Source organism: Streptomyces caniscabiei (assembly GCF_014930365.1).
In the GTDB taxonomy this organism is placed as follows: Bacteria; Actinomycetota; Actinomycetes; order Streptomycetales; family Streptomycetaceae; genus Streptomyces; species Streptomyces caniscabiei.
Map to the genome: position 1 here is coordinate 442,299 of NZ_JABXWI010000008.1, position 22,701 is coordinate 464,999.

At 73.2% G+C, this 22,701-nt stretch carries 17 protein-coding genes; 12 read left to right on the plus strand and 5 right to left on the minus strand.

What is annotated here, in order from left to right:
- Window positions 1-25 precede the first annotated feature (25 nt).
- The 9 genes from HW837_RS24145 to HW837_RS24185 all read left to right on the plus strand — a co-directional run bounded on the left by HW837_RS24145 (window position 26) and on the right by HW837_RS24185 (window position 13,466).
- Window positions 26-1,402, plus strand: coding sequence for a nitrate/nitrite transporter (locus HW837_RS24145; RefSeq protein WP_193380255.1), 1,377 nt, complete (start codon window positions 26-28; stop codon window positions 1,400-1,402).
- 102 nt (window positions 1,403-1,504) lie between these two features.
- On the plus strand, window positions 1,505-2,599 hold the full coding sequence (locus HW837_RS24150) for an AMP-binding protein (RefSeq protein ID WP_093789109.1): 1,095 nt from the start codon (window positions 1,505-1,507) through the stop codon (window positions 2,597-2,599).
- Window positions 2,599-4,068, plus strand: coding sequence for an aldehyde dehydrogenase family protein (locus tag HW837_RS24155; RefSeq protein ID WP_193380256.1), 1,470 nt, complete (start codon window positions 2,599-2,601; stop codon window positions 4,066-4,068). The genes HW837_RS24150 and HW837_RS24155 overlap by 1 nt, the downstream gene beginning before the upstream one ends.
- Window positions 4,065-4,727: an FMN-dependent NADH-azoreductase gene (locus tag HW837_RS24160; RefSeq protein ID WP_078853258.1), complete on the plus strand. Its 663-nt coding sequence runs from the start codon at window positions 4,065-4,067 to the stop codon at window positions 4,725-4,727. The genes HW837_RS24155 and HW837_RS24160 overlap by 4 nt, the downstream gene beginning before the upstream one ends.
- Before the next feature lie 50 nt (window positions 4,728-4,777).
- Window positions 4,778-6,199, plus strand: coding sequence for a 3-deoxy-7-phosphoheptulonate synthase class II (locus tag HW837_RS24165; protein ID WP_193380257.1), 1,422 nt, complete (start codon window positions 4,778-4,780; stop codon window positions 6,197-6,199).
- An 88-nt stretch (window positions 6,200-6,287) separates the two neighbouring features.
- Window positions 6,288-8,471 (plus strand): aminodeoxychorismate synthase component I, encoded by a 2,184-nt coding sequence (gene pabB, locus HW837_RS24170; RefSeq protein WP_193380258.1) that lies wholly within the window; start codon window positions 6,288-6,290, stop codon window positions 8,469-8,471.
- Window positions 8,468-10,618, plus strand: coding sequence for a molybdopterin oxidoreductase family protein (locus tag HW837_RS24175; protein ID WP_045555445.1), 2,151 nt, complete (start codon window positions 8,468-8,470; stop codon window positions 10,616-10,618). The genes pabB and HW837_RS24175 overlap by 4 nt, the downstream gene beginning before the upstream one ends.
- 26 nt (window positions 10,619-10,644) lie before the next feature.
- Window positions 10,645-11,880 carry an NAD(P)/FAD-dependent oxidoreductase gene (locus HW837_RS24180; RefSeq protein ID WP_313895563.1) on the plus strand — a complete coding sequence of 412 codons (1,236 nt, stop codon included), beginning with the start codon at window positions 10,645-10,647 and terminating at the stop codon, window positions 11,878-11,880.
- Window positions 11,877-13,466, plus strand: coding sequence for an FAD-dependent oxidoreductase (locus HW837_RS24185; RefSeq protein ID WP_193380259.1), 1,590 nt, complete (start codon window positions 11,877-11,879; stop codon window positions 13,464-13,466). The genes HW837_RS24180 and HW837_RS24185 overlap by 4 nt, the downstream gene beginning before the upstream one ends.
- A gap of 5 nt (window positions 13,467-13,471) precedes the next feature.
- Here the strand turns inward: HW837_RS24185 and HW837_RS24190 are convergent, their stop codons facing one another.
- Window positions 13,472-15,034 (minus strand): GMC family oxidoreductase, encoded by a 1,563-nt coding sequence (locus HW837_RS24190; protein WP_045555444.1) that lies wholly within the window; start codon window positions 15,032-15,034, stop codon window positions 13,472-13,474.
- A complete protein-coding gene (gene pdxR / locus HW837_RS24195) occupies window positions 15,031-16,701 on the minus strand; it encodes a MocR-like pyridoxine biosynthesis transcription factor PdxR (RefSeq protein ID WP_052682802.1) in 1,671 nt (556 codons plus the stop codon). Before pdxR ends, HW837_RS24190 begins: the two co-directional genes overlap by 4 nt.
- Window positions 16,702-16,918: 217 nt before the next feature.
- Here pdxR and HW837_RS24200 point away from each other — a divergent pair, with 217 nt between their 5' ends.
- Together HW837_RS24200 and HW837_RS24205 are read left to right on the plus strand one after the other, a co-directional pair.
- Window positions 16,919-17,464: a P-loop NTPase family protein gene (locus HW837_RS24200; RefSeq protein ID WP_045555443.1), complete on the plus strand. Its 546-nt coding sequence runs from the start codon at window positions 16,919-16,921 to the stop codon at window positions 17,462-17,464.
- 42 nt (window positions 17,465-17,506) lie between these two features.
- Window positions 17,507-18,034 (plus strand): hypothetical protein, encoded by a 528-nt coding sequence (locus HW837_RS24205; protein ID WP_045555442.1) that lies wholly within the window; start codon window positions 17,507-17,509, stop codon window positions 18,032-18,034.
- Between the two features lie 51 nt (window positions 18,035-18,085).
- Here HW837_RS24205 and HW837_RS24210 read toward each other — a convergent pair whose 3' ends face one another.
- The 3 genes from HW837_RS24210 to HW837_RS24220 all read right to left on the minus strand — a co-directional run bounded on the left by HW837_RS24210 (window position 18,086) and on the right by HW837_RS24220 (window position 21,449).
- On the minus strand, window positions 18,086-18,856 hold the full coding sequence (locus HW837_RS24210; RefSeq protein WP_078853257.1) for a DUF1963 domain-containing protein: 771 nt from the start codon (window positions 18,854-18,856) through the stop codon (window positions 18,086-18,088).
- 62 nt (window positions 18,857-18,918) lie between these two features.
- Window positions 18,919-20,757: a sensor histidine kinase gene (locus HW837_RS24215; RefSeq protein ID WP_045555441.1), complete on the minus strand. Its 1,839-nt coding sequence runs from the start codon at window positions 20,755-20,757 to the stop codon at window positions 18,919-18,921.
- Window positions 20,754-21,449: a response regulator transcription factor gene (locus HW837_RS24220; RefSeq protein ID WP_045555440.1), complete on the minus strand. Its 696-nt coding sequence runs from the start codon at window positions 21,447-21,449 to the stop codon at window positions 20,754-20,756. Before HW837_RS24220 ends, HW837_RS24215 begins: the two co-directional genes overlap by 4 nt.
- Window positions 21,450-21,737: 288 nt before the next feature.
- Here HW837_RS24220 and HW837_RS24225 point away from each other — a divergent pair, with 288 nt between their 5' ends.
- Window positions 21,738-22,676, plus strand: a complete 939-nt coding sequence (locus HW837_RS24225; protein WP_193380260.1) for a L,D-transpeptidase family protein — start codon at window positions 21,738-21,740, stop codon at window positions 22,674-22,676.
- The last annotated feature ends 25 nt before the right edge of the window (window positions 22,677-22,701 follow it).

Below are 22,701 nucleotides of genomic sequence, written 5' to 3' on the forward strand. Positions count from 1 at the left end.
GCCCGTCCGTTTCAGGAGGTTGTCGATGAGCGCCGTGGCCAAGCGCGGTTCGCGCCGCATCCGGTACTGGGATCCGGAGGACGACGAGTTCTGGCGGCGTGCCGGGCGGCGGATCGCGATGCGGAACCTGGCGTTCTCGATCCTCGCCGAGCACGTCGGGTTCTCGGTCTGGAGCCTGTGGTCGGTGCTGGTGCTGTTCCTGGGGCCGGAGTACGGACTGTCCCCCGCCGACAAGTTCCTGCTCGTCTCCACGCCGACGCTGGTCGGAGCCGCTCTGCGGATCCCGTACACGTTGGCGGTGGGCTGGTTCGGCGGACGCACCTGGACCGTCCTCAGCGCGGCCGTGCTGCTGGTGCCCACCCTGTTGGCGGCGATCCACCTGCGCCCCGGCACCTCGCTGGGCACGCTGCTGCTGGTGTCCGCCGCGGCCGGACTCGGCGGCGGCAACTTCGCCTCGTCCATGGCGAACATCAACGCCTTCTTCCCGCAGCGCCACAAGGGCTGGGCTCTCGGCCTGAACGCGGGTGGCGGCAACCTGGGCGTCGCCGTGACCCAACTGGCCGCGCTCGCCGTCCTGGGCACCGTGGGCGCGGCCGAACCCCGGCTGCTGCTCGGGATCTTCGTCCCGGCGATCGTCGTCGCCACCGTGTGCGCCGCGCTCCTCATGGACGACCTGCCCGGCAACCGCAACGACACCGACGCCCTCCGGGACGTCCTGAAGGACGCCCACTGCTGGGTGATGTCGCTGCTCTACCTGGGCACGTTCGGCTCGTTCATCGGCTACTGCTTCGCGTTCGGCCTGGTGCTCCAGACGCAGTTCGACCGTACGCCGCTCCAGGCCGCGTCGCTCACCTTCCTCGGGCCGCTACTCGGCTCGCTGACCCGGCCGTGCGGCGGCTGGCTGGCCGACCGGATCGGCGGCGCCCGGGTCACCTTCGCCGTCTTCGTGGGGCTGATGCTCGGCGCCGGGGGCGCGGTGGTGGCGTCGCGCACCGGCTCGCTCGGTCTGTTCGTCGCCGACTTCGTCGTGCTCCTCGCCCTCGCGGGAGCGGGCAACGGGTCGACGTACAAGATGATCCCGGCCATCTTCCGGGCGAAGGCGCTCCGGGACGGCGCGGGCGACGGGGCCGACACCGACGTCCGGGCCAGGCTGGCGCGGGCCCGGCGGCTGTCGGGTGCGCTCATCGGGGTCACCGGCGCCCTCGGCGCGCTCGGCGGCGTCCTCGTCAACCTGGCGTTCCGCGCGTCCTTCGCCGGCCGGGGCGACGGGATCCCGGCGTTCACCGGCTTCCTGGTCTTCTACGCCGCCTGCGCCACGGTCACCTGGGCGGTCTACCTCCGCCACCGTCCCCGCCCACGGACCACCCACGAGTCCCGCCCCGATGTCGTTCTCTCGGTCTGACCCGGGTCCGCACGCCCGTCGAACACCCTGCGAACTCCGTCCGGCTTCCGTCCCCGAACTCCGTCAGCAGCCCAGATCCGCACCCGGCTCGAAGGAGCACCCATGGCAGTCGCCTCCGACCCCGTTCTCACCTTCCCCCCGGACCAGGTCCCCGATCCGGACGAGTTCGTCCAGGCCGTGATGCGGTGGCACTTCAGCCCCGAGACGGGTTCGCCGTACTGGCTCCGCAGGGCCCGGACCCTGGACTTCGACCCGCGCCGCGACGTACGCGCCTTCGACGACCTCCGGCTGTTCCCCAACATCGTCAGCGAACTGCGGGACGTGCCCGCCCGGGACCTCGTCCCCCGGGGCTACGGCTCCTCGCCCGAGGTGATCGGCGTCTACGAGAGCGGGGGCACGACCGGCACCCCCAAGCGGGTCGCCTACCTCGCCGACTGGATGGACCGGTACGTGACCTGGTCCACGGCACGGATGGACGAACGCGGTCACCCGCACGGCGCCCACTGGCTGGCCATGATCCCCAGCGGCCCCCACCTGTGGGGAGAGGTCGTGGCCCGGCAGGCGCGCCGCCGGGGCGGCTTCACCTCCACCATCGACCTCGATCCGCGCTGGGTGAAGAAGTGCATCGCGGAGGGACGGGCCGACGAGGCCGGCCGCTATGTCGAACACCTCCTGACGCAGGGCCGGTTCCTGCTGGAGACCCAGGAGATCGGCGTCCTGGTGATCACGCCGCCGCTGCTGGAGCGGCTCGCGCAGGACGAGCACCTCGTCAAGCTCGTGAACGAGAAGGTGCGAGTGATCATCTGGAGCGGCGCCCACATGGACGCCGACAGCCGGCACCTGTTCCGGACCGAGGTCTTCCCCGACGTCCAACTGTTCGGCAACTACGGCAGCACCATGATTCTCTGCGGAGCCGTCGAACGCGCCGGCAGCGACGAGGAATGCGTCTTCGACCCCTTCGCGCCCCACATCTCCTTCTCCGTCGTCGATCCCGACACGGGGCGGCCGGTTCCCTACGGCGCGCGCGGCCAGGTCGTCATGAACCACCTCAGCCGCAGCGCCCTGCTCCCCAACAACCTGGAACGCGACATCGCCACCCGGATCCGCCCCGTGGCCGGCCAGATCGGCGACTCCGTGGCCGATGTCAGCCCCGTCCGGACCTTCGACGACGAGGTCGTCATCGAGGGGGTCTACTGATGGGCGGCCCGCCGCACGCGACGACCCGGCCACCGACCGAGGCGCCGATCGCGGCGCCGACACCAGCGCGGACGCCCGCGTCCGTGGGCCGTCCCGTCCAGCTGGACGCCTTGGGGCCACGCGGTGCCTTCCGGGCGCGGAACCGGCTGACCCTGGCCGATGTCACCGGGCGGCCGGTCGCCGAACTCAGCCAGGTGCCGAGGCTGTTCGTCCAGCGCGGGCTGGCCGCGCTGCGCGTCGCCCGCCCCGCCGGGACCGGCGAACCGGCCGAGGTCATCGCCCGCGCGGGGCACGCGTTCGCGCACGGCACGGTGGGCGGCCTGTCGGCCTCGGAGTACCGGCGACTGGTGAGCCGGGTCTCCGGCGTGCCGATCGCCGTGGTGAGGTCCGCCACCGCCCGCATCGAGCGCGCGGCGGCCGAGGTGGACCGCACCGTACGAGGCGCCCGCCCCACGGCCACGGCCGGCCACTGGCGGGATCCGCTGACCCGGGGCGGCGGGGCGGTCTGGGCCCGGCGGGGTGACGTCTTCGCCGTGCACGCCGCGGGCAACCACCCGGGTGTGCACAGCCTCTGGCTCGAAGCGCTGATGCTCGGCTACCGGGTCGTGGTACGGCCCTCCGCCCGGGAGCCCTTCACCCCGCACCGGCTGGTGACGGCGCTGCGTGAGGCGGGCATCGGCGACGACCGCCTCCTGCTGCTGCCCACCGACCACCAGGTGGCCGACGACATCGTCCGGGGCGCCGACCTGTCCCTGGTGTACGGCGGCGACGCGGTGGTGGAGAAGTACCGGGCGCGTCCCGACGTCCTGACACAGGGCCCCGGACGGTCCAAGATCCTGCTGGCCGACGCGGACACGGGCGGGGCGGCCGGTCTGTCGGCCGCGCTGGACACCGTGGTCTCCTCGATCAGGGACGAGGCCGGAGTCGCCTGCGTCAACGCCACCGCGGTCCTGGTGGCCGGCGACCCGGCACCGGTCGCCGAGGCCCTCGCCGAGCGGCTGGCCGACCTGCCGGCCCTCCCCCCGGAGGACGACAGGGCGGTCCTGCCGGTGCGGCCCACCGAGGAGGCGCGCGGGCTGGAGAAGTACCTGCTCGGACATGCGGACGGCGCGACCCCGTGGCTGGGCGGCGCAGGGATCGTCGAGGAGTTGGGCGACGGCAGTGCCGTACTGCGCCCCGCCGTGCTCCAGCTGGACCGGCCGGACGCGCCCCAGCTCGGCACCGAACTGCCCTTCCCCTGCGTCTGGGTGGCCCCCTGGTCGCCGCGGGACGGCGTCGCACCACTGCGGAACACCCTGGTGCTCACCGTGATCGGCGGTGACGAACAGCTCGTCGAGCGACTGGTCGACGAACCCGGCATCCGCAATGTGCATGTCGGAGACCACCCCACGCACCGGATGGCACCGGGCGTCCCGCACGACGGCCATCTGGCGGAGTTCCTCATGCGTTCCAAGGCGGTTTTCAGGTGACCGCGACCACGAAGCCGTCCGGCTCCGCCGACGGCCGGCGGCTGTTGCACATCGCCGCCTCGCCCATGGGCGAGCGCTCGCAGTCCAGGGCCGTCGCCGAGACCCTCCTCACCGCCTATCGCCGGGCCCGTCCCGGCGCGACGACCGACGTCCTCGACCTCTGGCGGGAACCGCTCCCCGAGTTCGGGGCGGCGGCGGTCGAGGCCAAGCGGGCGGAGGCGTCCGGGGGACAGGCCGACGGCGAGGGCGCCGTGGCCTGGAAGGAGGTCCGGCGCACCTTCGAGCATTTCGACAGCTACGACAGATATGTGTTCAGCGTGCCCATGTGGAATTTCGGAATTCCCTATGTCCTCAAGCATTTCATCGACGTGGTCAGCCAGGCGCACATGCTTTTCTCCTTCGACCGGAGATCGGGCTACACCGGTCTGCTCAAGGGAAAGAAGGCGGTCGTCGTCTACACCAGCTCGGTCTACGGGCCGGGAATGCCCCCCGCTTTCGGCGACGACCACCAGACACCGGCCTTCGACGGCTGGTTGCGGTGGGCCGGGGTCACCGACATCTCCACGATCCAGTTGAGAGCGCATCAGATCGCCGAGGACGCGGATCGCCGGCGCCGCGACGCGCATGCCGAGGCACAGGAACTCGGCGCGGCCTTCTGAGCCGCAGGGCCCTTCTCTCCCCGTACCGCCTTCACCACAGGAGCAGCCGCATGACCGTTCCGCCCCTGCTCGACCCGGTCGGCCCGGCCGACCGCGCCCCCGACACCCGGGGAAGCGCGGACTCCGAGGCCGGTCCCACCCCGCCGTCCTGGCACCCGCCCGCCTGGCGGGGGCTCCCGATACGCCAGCAGCCGCAGTGGCCCGATCCCGACGAGGTGGCCGCCGTCACCGACCGACTCGCCCTGCTCCCGGCCCTGACCACGCCCAGCGACGTCCGCAGCGTCCTCGCGGCAATGGCCGGGGTGCAGAACCGGGAGGCGTTCGTCCTCCAGGGCGGCGACTGCGCCGAGCCGCTCGGCCCGGCGGCCGTCACCGGCGCACGGGACAAGCACCGGGTGCTGGGCGCCGTGGCGGAACGCGTCAGCACCGGTCTGGACCTGCCCGTGGTCACCGTCGGCCGACTGGCCGGGCAGTTCGCCAAGCCCCGTTCGGCGGCCGTCGAGGAGGTGGCCGGCCGGCGGTTGCCCGTGTTCCGGGGGCTCACGGTCAACGGGCCGGGGCCGCACGAGGACGAGCGCACACCCGACCCGTACCGGATGCTGTCCGGCTACTACACGGCCCGGGACGTCCTGCGCGAACTCGCCGCCCTCGCCCACGGGACGGCGAGTACGTTCGCCCCGCGGGCCTGGGACCCCGCGGCCGCCCGTGAGGTGCCGTGGAACCGGCGCGAGGAAGCCGTACCCGACGGCTCCCTGCGCTCGCTCGTCCAGGGCTACGGACAGACCCGCTGGACCGAGGACGGCGGCTGGCGCCACACCGGGCTGTGGACCAGCCACGAGGCGCTGCTCCTGGACTACGAGAGCCCGCTGACCCGCCGGGACCCCGTCACCGGCGAATGGTTTCTGCTGTCCACGCACCTGCCATGGATCGGCGACCGCACCCGGCACGTCGGCGACGCCCACGTGGAGTTCCTGGCGGGCATCGCCAATCCGGTCGCCGTCAAGGTCGGCCCCGGCGCCGATCCCGCCGAGATCGTGCGGCTGTGCCGGCGGCTCGACCCGTATCGCAGGCCCGGCCGGCTCACCCTGATCTGCCGGCTGGGCGCCCGCGAGCTGCGCGAACGGCTCCCGGCCCTCGTCACCGCCGTGCGCCGGGCCGGTCACCCCGTCGTCTGGATGACGGACCCCATGCACGGCAACACCACGGCGACCGCCACGGGCGTCAAGACCCGCCACCTCAAGGACATGTTGGACGAGGTCACGGACTTCTTCGACGTCCTGCGCGGCATGGGCGAGTGGCCCGGCGGGGTGCATCTGGAGGCGGCCGCCGCCGACGTGACCGAGTGCGTGGGCGGTAGCCGGGTGGCCCACGAGTCCGATCTGGGCGCCGCCTACGAGTCGTTGTGCGACCCCCGGCTCAACAACGAACAGCTCATGACCATGGCGGACATGGTCGCCAAGCTCGCCGTGTGACCCGCACCTCGCAACAACGCCGGCGGCGACAGCGCCGGCGTCCGGGCCCTCGCCGAGGGCCGTGCCGTGCCACTCCAGGGAGGTCGCCATGCGAACCCTGCTCGTCGACAACTACGACTCGTACACCTACAACCTCTTCCAGCTGATCGCGCAGGTGAACGGGGCCGAGCCCGTGGTCCTGCACAACGACTCACCGGACTGCGCCGACCTCGACCTGAACGACTTCGACAACGTGGTGATCTCTCCCGGTCCCGGCGATCCCACCCGGCCCAAGGACTTCGGCGCCTGCGCGCCGATCATCGAATCCGCCCGGCTGCCCGTCCTCGGGGTGTGTCTGGGCCACCAGGGCATCGCCGCCGGCTCGGGCGCGGAGATCGTGCGGGCGCCCGCGGCCAGGCACGGGCACCTCACCGCCGTACGGCACGACGGACGCGAGCTCTTCCACGGCCTCCCGCAGGACTTCACCGCCGTGCGCTACCACTCGCTGTGCGTGCGCGAGCCGCTGCCGCCGGAGCTGGAGGCGACCGCGTGGGCCGAGGACGGGGTGCTGATGGGCCTGCGGCACCGTACCCGCCCGCTGTGGGGGGTCCAGTTCCACCCGGAGTCGGTCGCCACCGAGTTCGGGTACGAGCTGCTCGGCAACTTCCGCGATCTCACCGAGCGTTGGCACCACGCCCGCGGTTCCGCCCGCCGGAGCGGGCCGTCCCGTTCCGGGACCCGTCTCGCCCCGGTCGGGACCGGCGCACGGCCCGCACCCCGGCCCGTCGAGGCCCGTCCCTACCGCCTGCACTCCCGGATCATGGAGTCGGCGGTGGACACCGAGGCCGCCTTCACCCGGCTCTTCGCCGACTCCTCGCACGCCTTCTGGCTCGACAGTTCCCTGATCGACCCCCGGCTGTCCCGCTTCTCGTTCCTCGGCGACGCCTCCGGTCCGCTCTCCGAGATCGTCCGCTACCGCGTCGGCGACGGCGCCGTCGAGGTCACGGCGGCGGGCGGGCCGCCCCGACGCGTCGACGGCACCGTCTTCGACTACCTCCAGACGGCTCTGCGCGCCCGCCGTGTCGAGAGCCCCGCCCTGCCCGTCGACTTCGCCTGCGGCTACGTCGGCTACTTCGGCTACGAACTCAAGGCCGACTGCGGCGGCGGCGCGAAGCACACCTCGCCCACCCCGGACGCGTACTGGATCTTCGCCGACCGGCTGATCGCGGTCGACCACCAGCAGGGCGCCACCTATCTGCTGGCCCTCAGCGACGGCAGCCCGCGCTCCGACCGGGACGCGACGGTCTGGCTGGAGGGCACCGCCGCCGCGCTCGCCGGGCTGCCCCGCCCCCGGCCCACCCCCGTCCCCGACCAGCAGGCCGTCGACAACGCGCTGCTGGAACCGGCGCTCGTCCGCGACCGCGCCCAGTACCTCGACGACATAGCCGCCTGCCGGCAGCAGCTGCTCGCCGGGGAGAGCTACGAGATCTGCCTGACCAACGCCGTCCGGGCGCCCCGCCCCGCCGACGGACTGCGTTTCTACCGGTCGCTCAGACGCTCCAACCCGGCCCCGTACGCCGCCTATCTGCGCCTCGACGGCATGGAGATCGCCTGTTCCTCCCCGGAACGGTTCCTGCGCATCACCCGCGACGGCATGGTGGAGACCAAGCCCATCAAGGGCACCGCCCGGCGCGGCGCGGACGAGGCGGAGGACTCCAGGCTGCGCCGGGAGCTGACGACCAGCGCCAAGGTCCGGGCCGAGAACCTCATGATCGTCGACTTGCTCCGCAACGACCTCGGCCGGGTGTGCGAGGTCGGAAGCGTCACCGTCCCCCGGCTGATGCGCACGGAGACCTACGCCACCGTGCACCAGCTGGTGTCCACCGTCCGCGGCCGGCTGCGCTCCGACGCGGACGCCCTGGACTGCGTCCGCGCCTGCTTCCCCGGCGGCTCGATGACGGGGGCGCCGAAACTGCGGACGCTGGACATCATCGACTCCCTGGAGACCGAGGCGCGCGGCGTCTACTCGGGCGCCATCGGCTTCCTGTCCTGCAACGGCACCGCCGACCTGAACATAGTGATCCGCACAGCCGTACTGACGGACGAGGGTCTGCACGCCGGCGCCGGCGGTGCCATCGTGCTCGACTCCGATCTCGTCGAGGAGTACGAGGAGATGCTGCTGAAAGCGGCCACATCGCTGCGGGTGCTGCTCACGGCCACGTCCGGGCAGGACACCGCGCCCGCGACCGAGCGCGCGGTACCGGCACGGGCCGCGGAGGGCGGGTTCCGATGAGCGAGCGGGCCGACGGCGTCCGTACGCACTGCCCGTACTGCTCCCTGCAGTGCGGGACGGTGCTGCGGCCCGACCCGGGCGGCGCGGCGCCCCTCGCCGTCGCCGGGTGGCCGGAGTTCCCGGTCAGCCAGGGAGCGCTGTGCGGGAAGGGGCAGAGCGCCGTCGACCTGCTGGACCCGGCGGGCCGGCTCACCACCCCCCTGGTGCGCGACGGGCGGGGCACGCCGTTACGGCCCGCCACCTGGGACGAGGCGCTCGGGCGGGTGACCTCGGGCATCCGGTCGGCGCAGCGCGCGTACGGCCGGGACGCCGTCGGGGTGTTCGGCGGCGGCGGGCTGACCAACGAGAAGGCGTATCTGCTGGGCAAGTTCGCCCGCGTCGCGCTCGGCACGTCGGCGATCGACTACAACGGCCGCTTCTGCATGTCGTCGGCGGCGGCCGCCGCCAACCGGGCCTTCGGCCTGGACCGCGGTCTGCCGTTCCCGCTCGCCGACGTCGCCGGCACCGACTGCCTCCTGCTGGTCGGCGCCAACCCGGCCGACACCATGCCGCCCGCCCTGCGCCACCTCACCCGACTCGCCGACCGAGGCGGCCGGTTGATCGTGGTGGACCCCCGCCGTACCCGCACCGCCGCGCGGGCCGACCTGCACCTGCGCCCCCTGCCCGGCACCGACCTCGCCCTGGCCCTCGGCATGCTGCACATCGCCCTCGCCGAGGGTCATGTCGACGAGGACTTCGTCGCCGCCCGCACGACGGGCTTCGAGGCCGTACGCGCCACGGCGACGGAGTACTGGCCGGCCCGCGTCGAAGCCCTGACCGGCGTGCCCGCCCACCACATACGCGAAGCCGTGACGATGTTCGCCCAGGCACCCACCGGCATGGTGCTCACGGCCCGGGGCAGCGAGCAGCACAGCAAGGGCACCGACACCGTCCACGGCTGGATCAACCTCTGTCTCGCCCTCGGCAAGGCGGGCCGCCCCCACAGCGGATACGGCTGCCTCACCGGCCAGGGCAACGGGCAGGGCGGGCGCGAGCACGGCCAGAAGGCCGACCAACTGCCCGGCTACCGCGGTCTGGACGACCCGGCGGCGCGCGAACACATCGCCCGTGTCTGGGGCGTCACCCCCGCCGAACTGCCCGGCCCCGGCACCTCGGCCTACGAGATGCTCGACACCGCGGGCACACCCGACGGGGTCCGGGCACTGCTGGTCATCGGCTCCAACCCGGCCGTGTCCGCGCCGCACGCCGGCCACGTGGAGCGGCGGCTGCGGGAGCTGGACCTGCTCGTGGTGGTGGACGTCGTACGCTCCGAGACGGCCGAACTCGCCGATGTCGTGCTGCCGTCGGCCCAGTGGGCGGAGGAGACCGGCACCCTGACCAACCTGGAGGGCAGGGTGATCCTGCGCCGCAAGGCCGCCGAGCCGCCCGCCCGGGTCCGCACCGATCTGGAGATCCTCTCCGCCCTCGCGGCACGGCTGGGCCGTACCGAGGGCTTCCCGGCCGACCCCCGTCTCGTCTTCGACGAACTGCGGGCCGCGTCGGCCGGCGGACGGGCCGACTACGCGGGGATCAGCTACGAACGGATCAGCGCGGAGAACGGGGTGTTCTGGCCGTGCCCGACGGAGGAACACCCCGGGACGCCCCGGCTGTTCCTGGAGTCCTTCGCGACGCCCGACGGCCGGGCCCGCATGGTGCCGGTCCACCACCGGCCGGCGGCCGAGACCACCGACGAGCGGTATCCCCTGCACCTGATCACCGGGCGGCTGCTGGCCCACTACCAGAGCGGGGCGCAGACCCGACGCGTGGCCGCCTCACAGGCCGCCGCGCCGGAACCGTACGTCGAGATCCACCCCGCCACGGCGGCCCGGCTCGGCGTGGCGGACGGCGAACCGGTGACGGTGACCAGCAGGCGGGGCACCGCCGTCGCCCCGGCCAGGCTGAGCACGGACATCCGGCCCGACGTGGTGTTCATGCCCTTCCACTGGTCCGGGCCGGGACGCGCCAACACGGTCACCAACCCCGCGCTCGACCCGGTCTCGCGGATGCCCGAGTTCAAGGTGTGCGCCGTCCACGTGGCCCCGGTGGCCGCGCTCCGTCCCCGCCGCGCGGTACGGCCGTCCGCGGCGACCGCCGTACCACCCCTGTGATCGGCGATCCATTCTCGGAGGTACCCGTGGGAAGGGAAGACGGCGCCGCGCGCCGCGTGCTCGTGGTCGGCTGCGGCATGGCGGGGGCCCGGTTCGCCGGCAGGCTGGCGGCCCTGAACCCCGACATCCGGATCACCGTCCTCGACGGCGAACACCGCCCCGCCTACAACCGCACGCTCCTGACCGGAGTCCTCGCCGGTCACCACCGTCCCGAGGACATCGCCCTGCCGCTGCCGCGCGGCATCGACCTGCGGGCCGGCGTCCGCGTCACGGCCGTGCACCGGGCCGCCCGCACGGTCGTCGACTCCACCGGCGCCGAACACCCCTACGACGCGCTGGTCCTGGCGACCGGCAGCCGCCCCCACCACCCCTGGCCGGACACCCGCCCGGCCCCGGGCGGACACCACCTCCACACCCTCGCCGACTGTCGGCACCTGACCGCCGACCGCACCGCCGCCCGTACCGCCGCGGTCGTCGGCGGCGGCCTGCTCGGCGTGGAGACCGCCCTCGCCCTCGCCGCCCGCGCCCTCCCGGTGACCGTCGTCCACCGGGGCCCCCACCTGCTCCACCGCCGTCTCGACACCCGAGCCGGAGCACTGCTCCGCCGCATCCTGGAGGAGACGGGCGTCACCGTCCGGACGGGAACGGCCGCGGCGGGCCCCGCCCACGGGCCCGGCGGCCCCGGGGTGCTCCTCGGGAACGGGGACATGGTGAGCGCCGAACTCGTCGTGGTCACCAGCGGTACGCGCCCGCACGTGGAACTCGCCCGCGCGGCGGGGCTCCCGGTGCGGACCGGGGTGGTGGTCGACGACTCGCTGGCCAGCGCCGGCGACCCGGACGTGTACGCCCTCGGGGCCTGCGCGGAACACCGCGGCATCGTGCACGACACGGCCGTGCCCGCCTGGCAGCAGGCGGAGGTGCTCGCGGCCAGGCTCTCCGGGCACGACCCGCACGCGCGGTTCACGGGTGCCCGCACCCTCACCCGGCTCATCACGAAGGAGGTCGACCTGGCGGTGTTCGGCGAGGCCACCACCGCGTTCGGGGGCCGCGTCCGGGGCGGGCCCAGGACCGACGTGCTCTCCGTCTCGGACGATCGGCGGCGCGTCTACAAGAAGATCGTCACACGGGACGACCGTGTCGTCGGCGGCATCCTGCTCGGCGATCTGTCCACCGTCGACACCGTGCGCCGGGCCTACGAGAGGACCGAACCCCTGCCACCGGAACGCCTCCACCTGGTCTCGACCCTCGGAGGAGACGGATGACCGCCCGCCGTCGTCGCCTGGTCCTGGTCGGCCACGGCATGGTCGGCCACACCCTGCTGACCGCGCTGGACGCCCGCGGCACCTTACAGGACCTCCGGGTGACGGTGGTCGCCGAGGAGGACGTACCGGCCTACGACCGCATCCGACTCTCCCGGTACTTCCGGGAGACCGACCCGGAGGACTGCCTGTTCCTGCGGGCCGGCCCCACGGGCCTGCTCCTCGGCGAGCCCGGCCTCGGCGACCGCGCCGGCATCAGGGTCCGCCTCGGCGACCCGGCCGTCGCGGTCGACCGCATGCACCGCCGGGTGACCACGGCCGCCGGCCATGTCGTCGACTACGACCACCTGGTCCTCGCCACCGGCTCCCGCCCCCTCGTCCCGCCCGTACCCGGAGCCGACGCCACCGGCTGCTTCACCTACCGCACGGCCGCGGACGTACGGGCCCTCCGGACGCACTGCGAGACGGCTGACACGCGGGACGGCACGGTGATCGGCGGCGGACTGCTCGGCCTGGAGGCCGCCGACGCGTTACGGTCCCTCGGACTGACGGTCCAGGTCGTCGAGTCCGCCCCCTGGCTGATGCCCCGTCAACTGGACGAGTACGGCGGCCGGACACTGCGCCGCCACATCGAGGACCTGGACATCGCCGTCCACACCGACACCCTCCTCACCGCCGTCGAGACCGACGCGCGCGACCGGGCCACCGGCGTCCGGCTCCAGCCGCGCGACGGAACGCCACCCGTCCACCTCCCCGCCGGTGTGGTCGTGTTCGCGGCGGGGGTACGGCCCCGCGACGAACTGGCCCGCGCCTGCGGGCTCGCCGTGGGGGAGCGGGGCGGCATCGTCGTCGACGAGACCTGCCGCACCGAGGACGAGCGCGTCTACGCCGTCGGCGACTGCGCGCTCACGCCCGACGGAAGCGCGCCCGGCATGCTGGCCCCGGGCAACGCCATGGCCCGGGTGGTCGCCGACCGCCTCACCGGCGGCAGCCGGACCCTCACCGGCTGGGACACGGCGACCCGGCTGAAGCTGCTCGGCGTGGACGTTGCCTGCTTCGGCGACGAGCAGGCGGCGCACGCGGGGTTCGAGGCCACCCATCTCGACACCCGCGGCGGGGTGTACCGAAGCCTGCGAGTGACCGGCGAGGGGAAGCTGCTCGGCGGGACGTTCGTGGGCGACATCTCCGGCTACGCGGCGCTGAGGCCGCTCGCGGGCAGCGGTCGGCCACTGCCCGCGCCTGTGGAGGAACTAGTCCTCCCCGGCCCGTTGCCGGGGCTCCCCACGCCCGTCGGAGCGCTGCCGGACGAGTCGGTCGTCTGCCACTGCCACAACGTCCCGGCGGGTACGATCCGCTCCGCCGTCCGGGCCGGCTGCGCCGATCCGGCGGCGCTACGGCACCGCACCCGCGCGGGCAGCGGGTGCGGCGGTTGCACGGAGACCGTGGCCGCACTGCTGGTCGAAGGGCTCCGCGCTCCCGGCATCGGCACGGCCGCGACGGCGGTGACCGGGAGCCCCGTACGGGAGCGGGCAGCGGCGCGGCCCGCACGCTCGCCCTCCCCGCAGTGCGCGGGGGGACTACCGGAATGAGGGAGTCACACGGCGGCTTCCCGGCCCCGGATCAGGTCCGAGGCCTTCTCCGCGATCATGATCGTCGCCGCGTTGGTGTTTCCCCGGACCAGCGTGGGCATGACGGACGCGTCCACCACCCGCAGCCCCGCGACACCATGGACCCGCAGCTCGGGGTCGACCACACCGCCGATGGCGCAGGTGCCCACGGGATGAAAGAGGCTGTTCAGCACGCGCCGGGCGAAGCGCAGGATGTCGACGTCGCCACGGGAGTCCGGCACGCTGAGCGGGGCACGTCGGTGCGCCTTGAGCGCGGGCTGGTCCGCGACGTCCAACAGGGCCCGGACTCCCCGGATCACCGCCTGCCGGTCCTCCTCCGTCGTCAGGTAGTTGTTCAGGATGCGCGGAGCGCTGCCCGGCATCGGTGTGCGCAGCGAGACCTTGCCCCGGCTGGTGGGCGTCAGCAGCGTGGGGCCGAGCATGAACGCGTGCTCGAAGGGTGCGGTCAGCCCCTCGTCCAGGAACATCACCGGGCTCGCGGTCACCTCCACGTCGGGCGCGGCCAGCTCGGGCAGCGTCCGCAGGAAGCCGCCGGCCTCGCCGGCGTTGGAGCCGAGCGGGCCGCCCCCGGTCTCCCGCCACAGCAGCAGGTTCTCCGGCGTGACATCGGTCTCCCTGGTCAGGGTGTCCGTGAGATACACCAGCGCCACGTGCGGATGGTCCTGGAGGTTCTCGCCCACCGGCAGATCCACCAGCGGCGGAATGCCCATCGCCTCCAGTTCCGCCGGGATGCCCAGCCCCGAGAGCATCAGCAGCTTGGGCGAGTTGTAGGCCCCCGCCGAGACGACGACCTCGCGCTCGGCCCTCAACTCCACCACGGCACCGGCCCGTTCGGCGGCCACCCCGACCGCGCGCCCGCGGTCGCACACCACCCGGTGGACCTGGGTGTCGGTCAGGACGTCCAGATTGGGCCGCCCGACGACCGGATGGAGGTACGCGGAGGCCGTACTGCTGCGCCGCCCGTCCCGGACCGTGACCTGGTACCAGCCGAATCCGTCCTGCTCGGGCCCGTTCAGATCGGGGTTGCGCCGGTGGCCGGCCTGCACACCGGCCTCGATCAGGTCGGCCATGATCGGGTGAGGCGAGACGATGTCGGAGACCCCGAGCGGGCCGCCCACCCCGTGCAGTTCGTCGGCGCCCCGGGTGTTGTCCTCCGCGCGCCGGAAGTAGGGGAGCACATCGTCCCAGCCCCAGCCCCGGGCGCCGGCGGCGGCCCATCCGTCGAAGTCGAGTCGGTTGCCCCGTATGTAGATCATCGCGTTGGTCGAGGAGGACCCGCCCAGCGTTCTGCCCTGCGGCAGCACCCGCCGGCGTCCGCCCAGTCCCGGCTCGGGCTCGCTCAGATACCGCCAGTCGTACGCGGACTGCATCAGTCGCGGCCACCCCATCGGCATCCGGATCTCCTCCGCGGTGTCCGGCGGACCGGCCTCCAGCAGCAGTACCCGGACCCCCGGGTCCTCGGAGAGCCGGGCGGCCAGCACACAGCCGGCCGAACCGGCCCCCACGACGATGTAGTCGTATGTCTTCATTTCTGGTTCCTCCTGCCGACGAACGTCGGTGTCGTATCGGTTTCGCGTGGGCGCCGCACCGCCATCGGTAGGGACACCTCGGTGTGGACGTCGCCACGGGCACGGGCTTCGGCACAGGCACCGTCATCAGGCGGTGAGCCCGCCGCGCGGGCGGACTGTTCGAACGCGGCGGCGATCCGGCGCACCCCGAGCGCCGCCTGCTCGGGCGGCGTCGCGCCGAAACCGAGGACGAGCGCCGGGACGGGGGCGGTCCCGGTGGAGTGGTACGAGGACAGCGGGTAGACGGTGGCCCCGCAACGGCCACTGAGCCGGGCCAGCCGGCGCTCGTCCGTACCCGCCGGGAACCCGGCGACGAGATGGGTGCCGGCCTTCGGCGACAGGACCCTCACCAGGCCGCCGAACTCGTCGTGCAGCGCGCGGACACAGGCCTCCCGGCGCTCCTGGTAGGCCTGGCGCATCCGCCGGATGTGACGGGCGAAGTGATGGTCCGCCATGAAGTCGTGCACGGCCGCCTGTTCGAGCACCGGAGGCGCCCCGTACGCGACGTGCCGCGCGGCGGCGACGACGTCGACGAGGTCGGGCGGGAGCACGGCGTAGGCGAGCCGCAGGGCGGGGAACAGTGCCTTGTTCAAGGTGCCCAGGTAGATGACCCGGTTCGAGGTGTCCATCCGCTGCAGCGGCGGTGAGGGACTGCCGGAGGCGAACTCCCCGTCGTAGTCGTCCTCGATCACCCAGCGGTCCGACCGCGCCGCCCAGCCGAGCAACTGCGCGCGTCTGAACTCCGTCATGCGGCGGCCCGTCGGGAACTGGTGGTTGGGCGTCACGACGGCCATCCGCGCCCAGGGGTAACGGCTCTCGCCCGAGGAGACGCACAGGCCCTCGTGGTCGACGTCCACCGGGCAGGGGACGACACCGGCGGCCATGAGCGCGGCCCGGGCACCGGGGAACCCCGGGTTCTCGACCAGCACCTGTTCCCGGGGCTCCAGCAACAGCCGGGCCAGCAGATGGGTGAGGGTCTGCGTGCTGTTCGTGATCACCACCTGTTCCGCGGTGCAGGAGACCCCGCGCGCCAGCCCCAGATAGGTGGCCAGCTCCTTGCGTAAGGGCCAGTGACCGAGCGGATCCTGAGTGTGCGTCAGGGAACTCGACAGCCGGGCCGCACGGCGTGCGAGGACGCGCGACCAGAGTTTGGCCGGGAAGAGGTCCAGCGCCGGCACACCGAGAACGAACGGCTGCCCCGCGCTCTGCGGACCCGCCCCCCGTCCGTCCTCCGTACGCGCGGTCTGGAGCAGCAGCCGTGCGGTCCCGGAGAGCTTGAACGCCCGGCCCGGCTTCTCGGGCGGCGACGGCAGCCGGGTCACCTTCGGCGTCGCCCCGTCCTCGTGCCGGCCTTCACCGTGGCGGACGGCCACGTGGGTGCCCGAGCCCACCTGCCCGGTGGCGAACTGTTCGCTCACGAGCCGTTCGTAGGCGACCAGCACGGTGTTCCTGGAGACCTGGAGTTCCCTGGCGAGGGTCCGGGTGGCGGGCAGCCGCACCCCGGGGCGCAGCTGCCCGGTGCGGATGGAGTCCCTGAGCCGTTCGTAGAGCTGTTGGTAGAGAGGCTCGGGCAGGTTGCGGTCGAGTGCGAATCCGCCTGACGGCAGCGCTGTGGACTCACGCGGCACGGCCTGTGCACCTCCTGGATCTCGGGGGAAGGGCTCGTGGCGCTGTACCTGGTCGGGACCACCCGTCCGGGAGCGGCGGGTGCCACGCCAGGAGACGGGAGCACCTACGGGGCGCGCCAGTTACCGTTCCGGAATACGGGACACGTGGGCCGCGTGGGCCGTCGGGGAACCCCCGCACCGCCCAATCGCCCCCACAGGATCGCTTCGTCTCGGTACCGTGATCGTCGTGAGGGTGGGCACCGAAGAGACCCGGCTGGTCGTACTGCGCGGCAACAGCGCCTCGGGGAAGTCGTCCGTCGCGGCGGGCCTGCGGGAGCGGTTCGGCCGGGGTCTCGCCCTGGTCGGTCAGGACAATCTCCGCCGCACGGTGCTCCGCGAACACGACCGTCCCGGCGCGGCGAACATCGGGCTGATCGATCTGACGGCCCGCTACGCCCTCGACGCGGGTTTCCATGTCGTCGTCGAAGGCATCCTGTACGCCGACCGTTACGGCGACATGCTCGCCCGGCTCCGCGCCGACCATCGCGGCCCGACCCACAGCTACTACCTGGACGTTCCCTTCGACGAGACCCTCGTCCGGCACGCCACCAAGCCGATCGCCGACATCGTCGACGAGACCTGTCTGCGGGAGTGGTACCGGCCCCGCGATCTGCTGCCCGGCGGGATCGAGACCGTCATCGGCGCCGACACCACCCTGGCGGAGACCGTGGACCGCGTCATGACCGACACCGGCCTGGCCCGCCTGCCCGCGACGGACCGCTGACCGGCCCCGATCGTGACTCCACCCTGTCGCTGGTCTGTGCGAGTGACACCTGTTGATGACCGGGGGTTTCCCGCCGCGCTCGCCGCCGCCCTGGCCGTTCCGTTCGTCCACGAGGGCGGCGACGGGATCGACTTCGAGCCGTTCGAGACGTTCCTGTCCGCCGAGGAGACCACCGACTGGTTCCGGGCGTGGACGGGGAACGGCGCGCTCGACGGCGACGCCTTCCGCGTCTTCGGCCAGGACGGCACGGGCGGATACGCGGCGTTCTGGCTGATCCGGCCCGGCCGTCCCCTGACCGACCAGCCCGTCGTCTTCCTCGGCTCCGAGGGGGAGACCGGTGTCGTCGCGCGTGACCTGGGCGACTTCCTGTGGCTGCTGGCCGAGGGATACGGCCCCTGGGAGGCGGCCACCACGTACGAACCCGACCGGGTCCCGCGTCCCGATCCTGAACTGGCGGCCGTCGCCGAACGGTTCGCACCGGACCGACGCACGACGGCTGCGGCCGTGATCGAGCTGGCCGGTCAGGAGTTCCCCGACTTCGACGACACGGTCATGGCACTCTGCCGCTGACCCCGCCGCCGATCCCATGTGTGACGGCGGCGGCACGACCGTACGGACGGGTCAGCCGGCCATGTCGAAGCAGGCCCGGGCCTCGGTGAAGCGGCCGGCCGCCAGGTCGTCCCGGCGTATCACCCAGTGCACGATGCCCAGGTCGCCCTCGGTCAGGTCGTCGCCCCCGACCTCCGCGAGCAGCACCCAGTCGCCCGGTCCGTGGTCGTGGTCGGTGAGGGGGTCCGCGTTCCAGACCCAGGGGTGGCCGCCGAGCTGCACCGGCCCGTCGGTCTGCATCGCGCCGGAGGTCTTCCACCACACCGAGCCCAGCTCACCGCCGTGCGGGAACTCCTCGGTGTCGGAGCCGCGGTTGGGCAGCGAGGGGTCGATCACCAGGCGAAGATCCCGCACCGGGAGGACGTCCGGCGGCCAGTCCCCCTCCGGGGCGCGTTCCGAGACCGGCGTGCCGACGGGGACGTACACCAGCCGGGACCAGTCGTCGTCGCCCCACGGGTCCTCCGTGTCCGCGAAGAACAGCAGGGTGCCGTCCGCCGGCAGCGGCAGGTCCGTCGCACCCGGCGGGAGTGCCGCGAGGTCGACCGAGGCGAGGAACGGCAGGTCCGGAACGGGCTCACCCTCGGGCATCGGCGGTAACCCACCGACCCGCCCGGCCACCACCCCACCCTCCGGAACCTGACCGACAGGGCTCAACGTCACGCAGGGCCGCCGCACGCTCCGGAGCCACCGCTCGACCTCGTCCTCCGGTACACCACGACCACGGGCCTCAGCACGGAAAGGGTCCATCGATGTCATCCCGCCGAGTATGCCGGCGCCGATCATCGCGTCCCTCTTTGCGTCGGCGGGTGACCGGCGCCGCGCGCTGCGGTCGGTATGCGCCCCACTCACGGCGCGGACTCCTCAGGCCCGGGCACGCGCGGCAGCCGCACGGTGAACTCCGCACCGCCGCCGGGCGTGCTGCCGACGGTGACCGTGCCGTCGTGCGCCTCGACGAACTGGCGCACGATGGACAGCCCGAGACCGCTGCCTCCGGTGCGTCTGCTGCGGGACTTCTCGGCGCGCCAGAACCGGTCGAAGACATGGGGCAGGTCGGCGGCGGCGATGCCGTCCCCGGTGTCGCCCACGGTCAGGACGGCCTCGTCCTCCGTACCCCGGGCGCCGAGGGTGACCGTGCCCCGCGCGGGGGTGTGGCGCAGCGCGTTGGAGACGAGGTTGCCCAGCACCTGCCGCATGCGCACCGGGTCGGCGTCGATCCAGAGCCCTGGATCTGCCTCCGCCCGCAGCCGTATGCCCGCGGCCTCGGCGCGGCTGCGATGGGCGGCGGCGACCTGGCCGAGCAACTCGTCCGTGGCCAGCGGCTCCCGGTGCAGCCGCAGGGTGCCGGCGTCGCCCGCCGCGAGGTCACGCAGGTCGTCGATGATGTGCTGCAGTTGCAGCGCCTCGTCGTGCAGGGAGGCGATGAGGTCGGGATCGGGGTCGAGCAGTCCGTCGCGGGTGACCTCCAGCCACCCGCGGATATTGGTCAGCGGGGTGCGCAGTTCGTGGGCGATGTCGCTGACCATGGCCTTGCGTTGGGCCTCCGTGCGTTCCCGGCGCTCCGTCAGGTCGTTGAAGGCGGCGGCCAGGAAGCCCGTCTCGTCCCTGGTGGTGACGGCGACCCGGGCGTGCTGCTCGGACGGCTGCCGGGCGGCGGCCGTCAGGGCGCGCAGCGGGCGGACGAGACGGACGGCGACGAGCGCGGTCAGCGTGATCGTGACGGCCAGGACGAGCCCGCTCACCCCGATGATCTTGGTCTTGTTGGCGGACGAGAGGTCGAAGCCCGACCGTTGCTGGTCGCGGTCGCCGAGGTAGAGGATCGCCGACGGGGCTACGTAGGGATCGAGCTGTGTGCGACGCGCCGTGTCGATACAGCTCTGCACCCGCGGATCGCCTTTGCCGGCCGCCTGGCCGGAGACCCCCGGGACGACGTCGGTGCCGAACAGTTCACGCATGGCGGGGTCCGCCTCGACCAGCCGCTTCCAGTCGCCGGGGAGGCAACCGGCCATCAGCTTCGCGAGGGCCGCCAGCGCCCTGCGCTCGGTGGGCATCGGCGCGTCGTCGGTCCGGCCGGCGCACTCCGTGAGCACGGCCCCCGGGGCGTCGTCGGTGACGACCACGGTGCGGCCGCTGGGCATCTGTCTGGTGCCACCGCCCCCGCCGAACCCGGCCACGCACTCCGCGCGGCGCTGCGCCAGCCTGCTCACCTTCTCCGCCTCGGCGGGCGTCAGCCGGAAGGGACCCACCGCCCGCGGGTCGATACCGGCGAGCTGGGCGCCGGGCTCGCTGTAGGTGTCCGTGCGCAGCGGGTCGACGGTGGCCGAGGCACGGACGGGCAGCGCGGTGCCGGGGGCGGCGGAGTCGGCGATGAGCCGGCCGCCGGCCGTGGTCAGGGCGACGCGCCGGTCCAGGGTGCGGGAGAGCGTGCGGACGGTGGAGGCGACGCCGTCCCACTCGGGGTGGGTCGCGGCATGGCCGCTGAGTCGGCGCAGGATGTCGGAGTCGTCGGAGAGCACCTGGCCGCGTTCCTCCTGGATGGCCCGGGTGGTGAGCTGGACGGCGAGCCAGGCGGTGGCGCCCACGGACAGCACCGCGATCGCCACGGAGGTCAGCAGCAGCCGTACCAGCAGACTCCGGTGCCAGGGGATGCGGCCGAGGGGCGGCGTCACGCCGTCCGGGCGGGTCATGCGGCGCCCTGGCCGTCCACGAGTTTGTAGCCGACACCGAACACCGTCAGCAGCCGTACGGGCGTTCGCGGATCGGGCTCGATCTTCTTGCGCAGGTTCACGATGTGCATGTCGATGGCCCGCTCGGTGGACGCCCGGTCGTGACCACGGGTGTGTTCCAGCAACTGGCGGCGCGAGAAGACCCGTTCGGGCTCGGCTGCCATGGCCGTCAGGATGGCGAACTCGCCCGGGGTGCAGCCGACCGCCGCGCCGTCACAGGTGACCTCGTGCCGCAGCGGGTCGACGGTGACGGCCCCGACGCGCAGCACGGGGGAGTCCTCGACGGGGGGCAGCGTGCGGCGCAGGACGATGCGGATGCGTGCCAGCAGTTCCCGGGGGCTGTACGGCTTCGTCATGTAGTCGTCGGCGCCGAGGTCGAGGCCGAGCAGCAGATCGTCCTCGGCGGAGCGGGCCGTGAGCATCAGCACGGGTATGTCCGCGTCCCGGCGCAGCACACGGCAGACGCCGAACCCGTCGAGGCCCGGCAGCATCACGTCGAGGATCACCAGGTCGGGCCGGCGCCTGCGGGCCTCGTCGAGAGCGGCGGGGCCGTCGGACACGACGACGGCCGTATGGCCTTCCCTGACGAGGAGTCTGCGGATGAGTTCGGCCTGCATGCCGTCGTCCTCGGCGATCAGAATGTATGCGCACACGCCGGTGACCTTATGCGCGCTGAGGCGGCGTCAGCAGGGCGAACGGCGCTGGTGCGGTTCTTCCCACACCCTGACAACTTCCTGATCCTCGCGCTCCACGCTGGCCCCATGCATGACGACGAACCCACACACCACACCGGCCCGGGGCCGGCCCCGACCCCGGCGTCCGAGCCGGCCCCGGCCGGGACCGCGCGCCACCGGAGGACAGGCCCGCGGCCCGGCCACGACCGGCGGCCGGGCCGCGGTCGAACGGGGCAGGACCACCAAGGAGCCCCGGCGCGCGGCGCGATGAGACGTCTGCCGCTGCCGGCCGCGGTGCTGGCCCTGGCCGTCACGTTCACCGTCACCCTGGTCGACCGCGGCGGCCCCGGCGACGAGCCGACGAGAGCCGCGCCCTCGGCCGCCGGCGGGCACGACGTACAGGCCGTCGCACCCGCCCCGGCCGACGCAGGGTCCGGCCCGAACGCGGCCGGTGAAAGGGGCGCGGACGCCGAAGCGAAGGCCAGGGACAAGGCCGAGGCGGACGCCGCATCGGACGCCAAGGCCAAGGACGAGGCCAAGAACAAGGCCAAGGACAAGGCCGGCGGTGACGCGAGGCTCAAGGCAGCCTCGGAAAGCGCGGGCCCGAGCACCGCAGCGGTGACCGACCTCCCGGGCCTCGGCCCCAGGACGCTCGCGGGGATACCCGACGACGCCCGGCAGGTCGTCCTCGTCACCGGGAAGGCCAAGAACTCCTCCGACTCGCGGGTGGTGTTGTACCGGCGTACCGCCAACGGCTGGACCGCTGGGCGGAGTTGGGCCGCTCACAACGCGCTCCGGGGCTGGACCGACCACCATGTCGCGGGCGATCTGCACTCGCCCGTCGGTGTGTTCACGCTCAGCGACGCGGGCGGACTGCTCGCCGACCCGGGCACGAAGCTGCCCTACGACCGCTCCGGTGCCTTCACCATCGGCGGTACCGGATTCGAGGGCGAGCCGCTGGCCGGCTCCTTCGACTACGTGATCGCGATCGACTACAACCGCGAGCGGGGCACCACCCCGCTCGACTGGACGCGTCCGCTCGGCGCGGACCGGGGCGGCGGCATCTGGCTGCACGTGGACCACGGCGGACCCACCCACGGCTGTGTCAGCCTCTCGCGGCAGCACATGAAGGAACTGCTGCTCGAACTCGACCCGGCGCTGAAGCCGGTGATCGTGATGGGGGACGCCACGTCCCTCCTGCGCTGACGACGCTCGATACCCCGACGGGCGA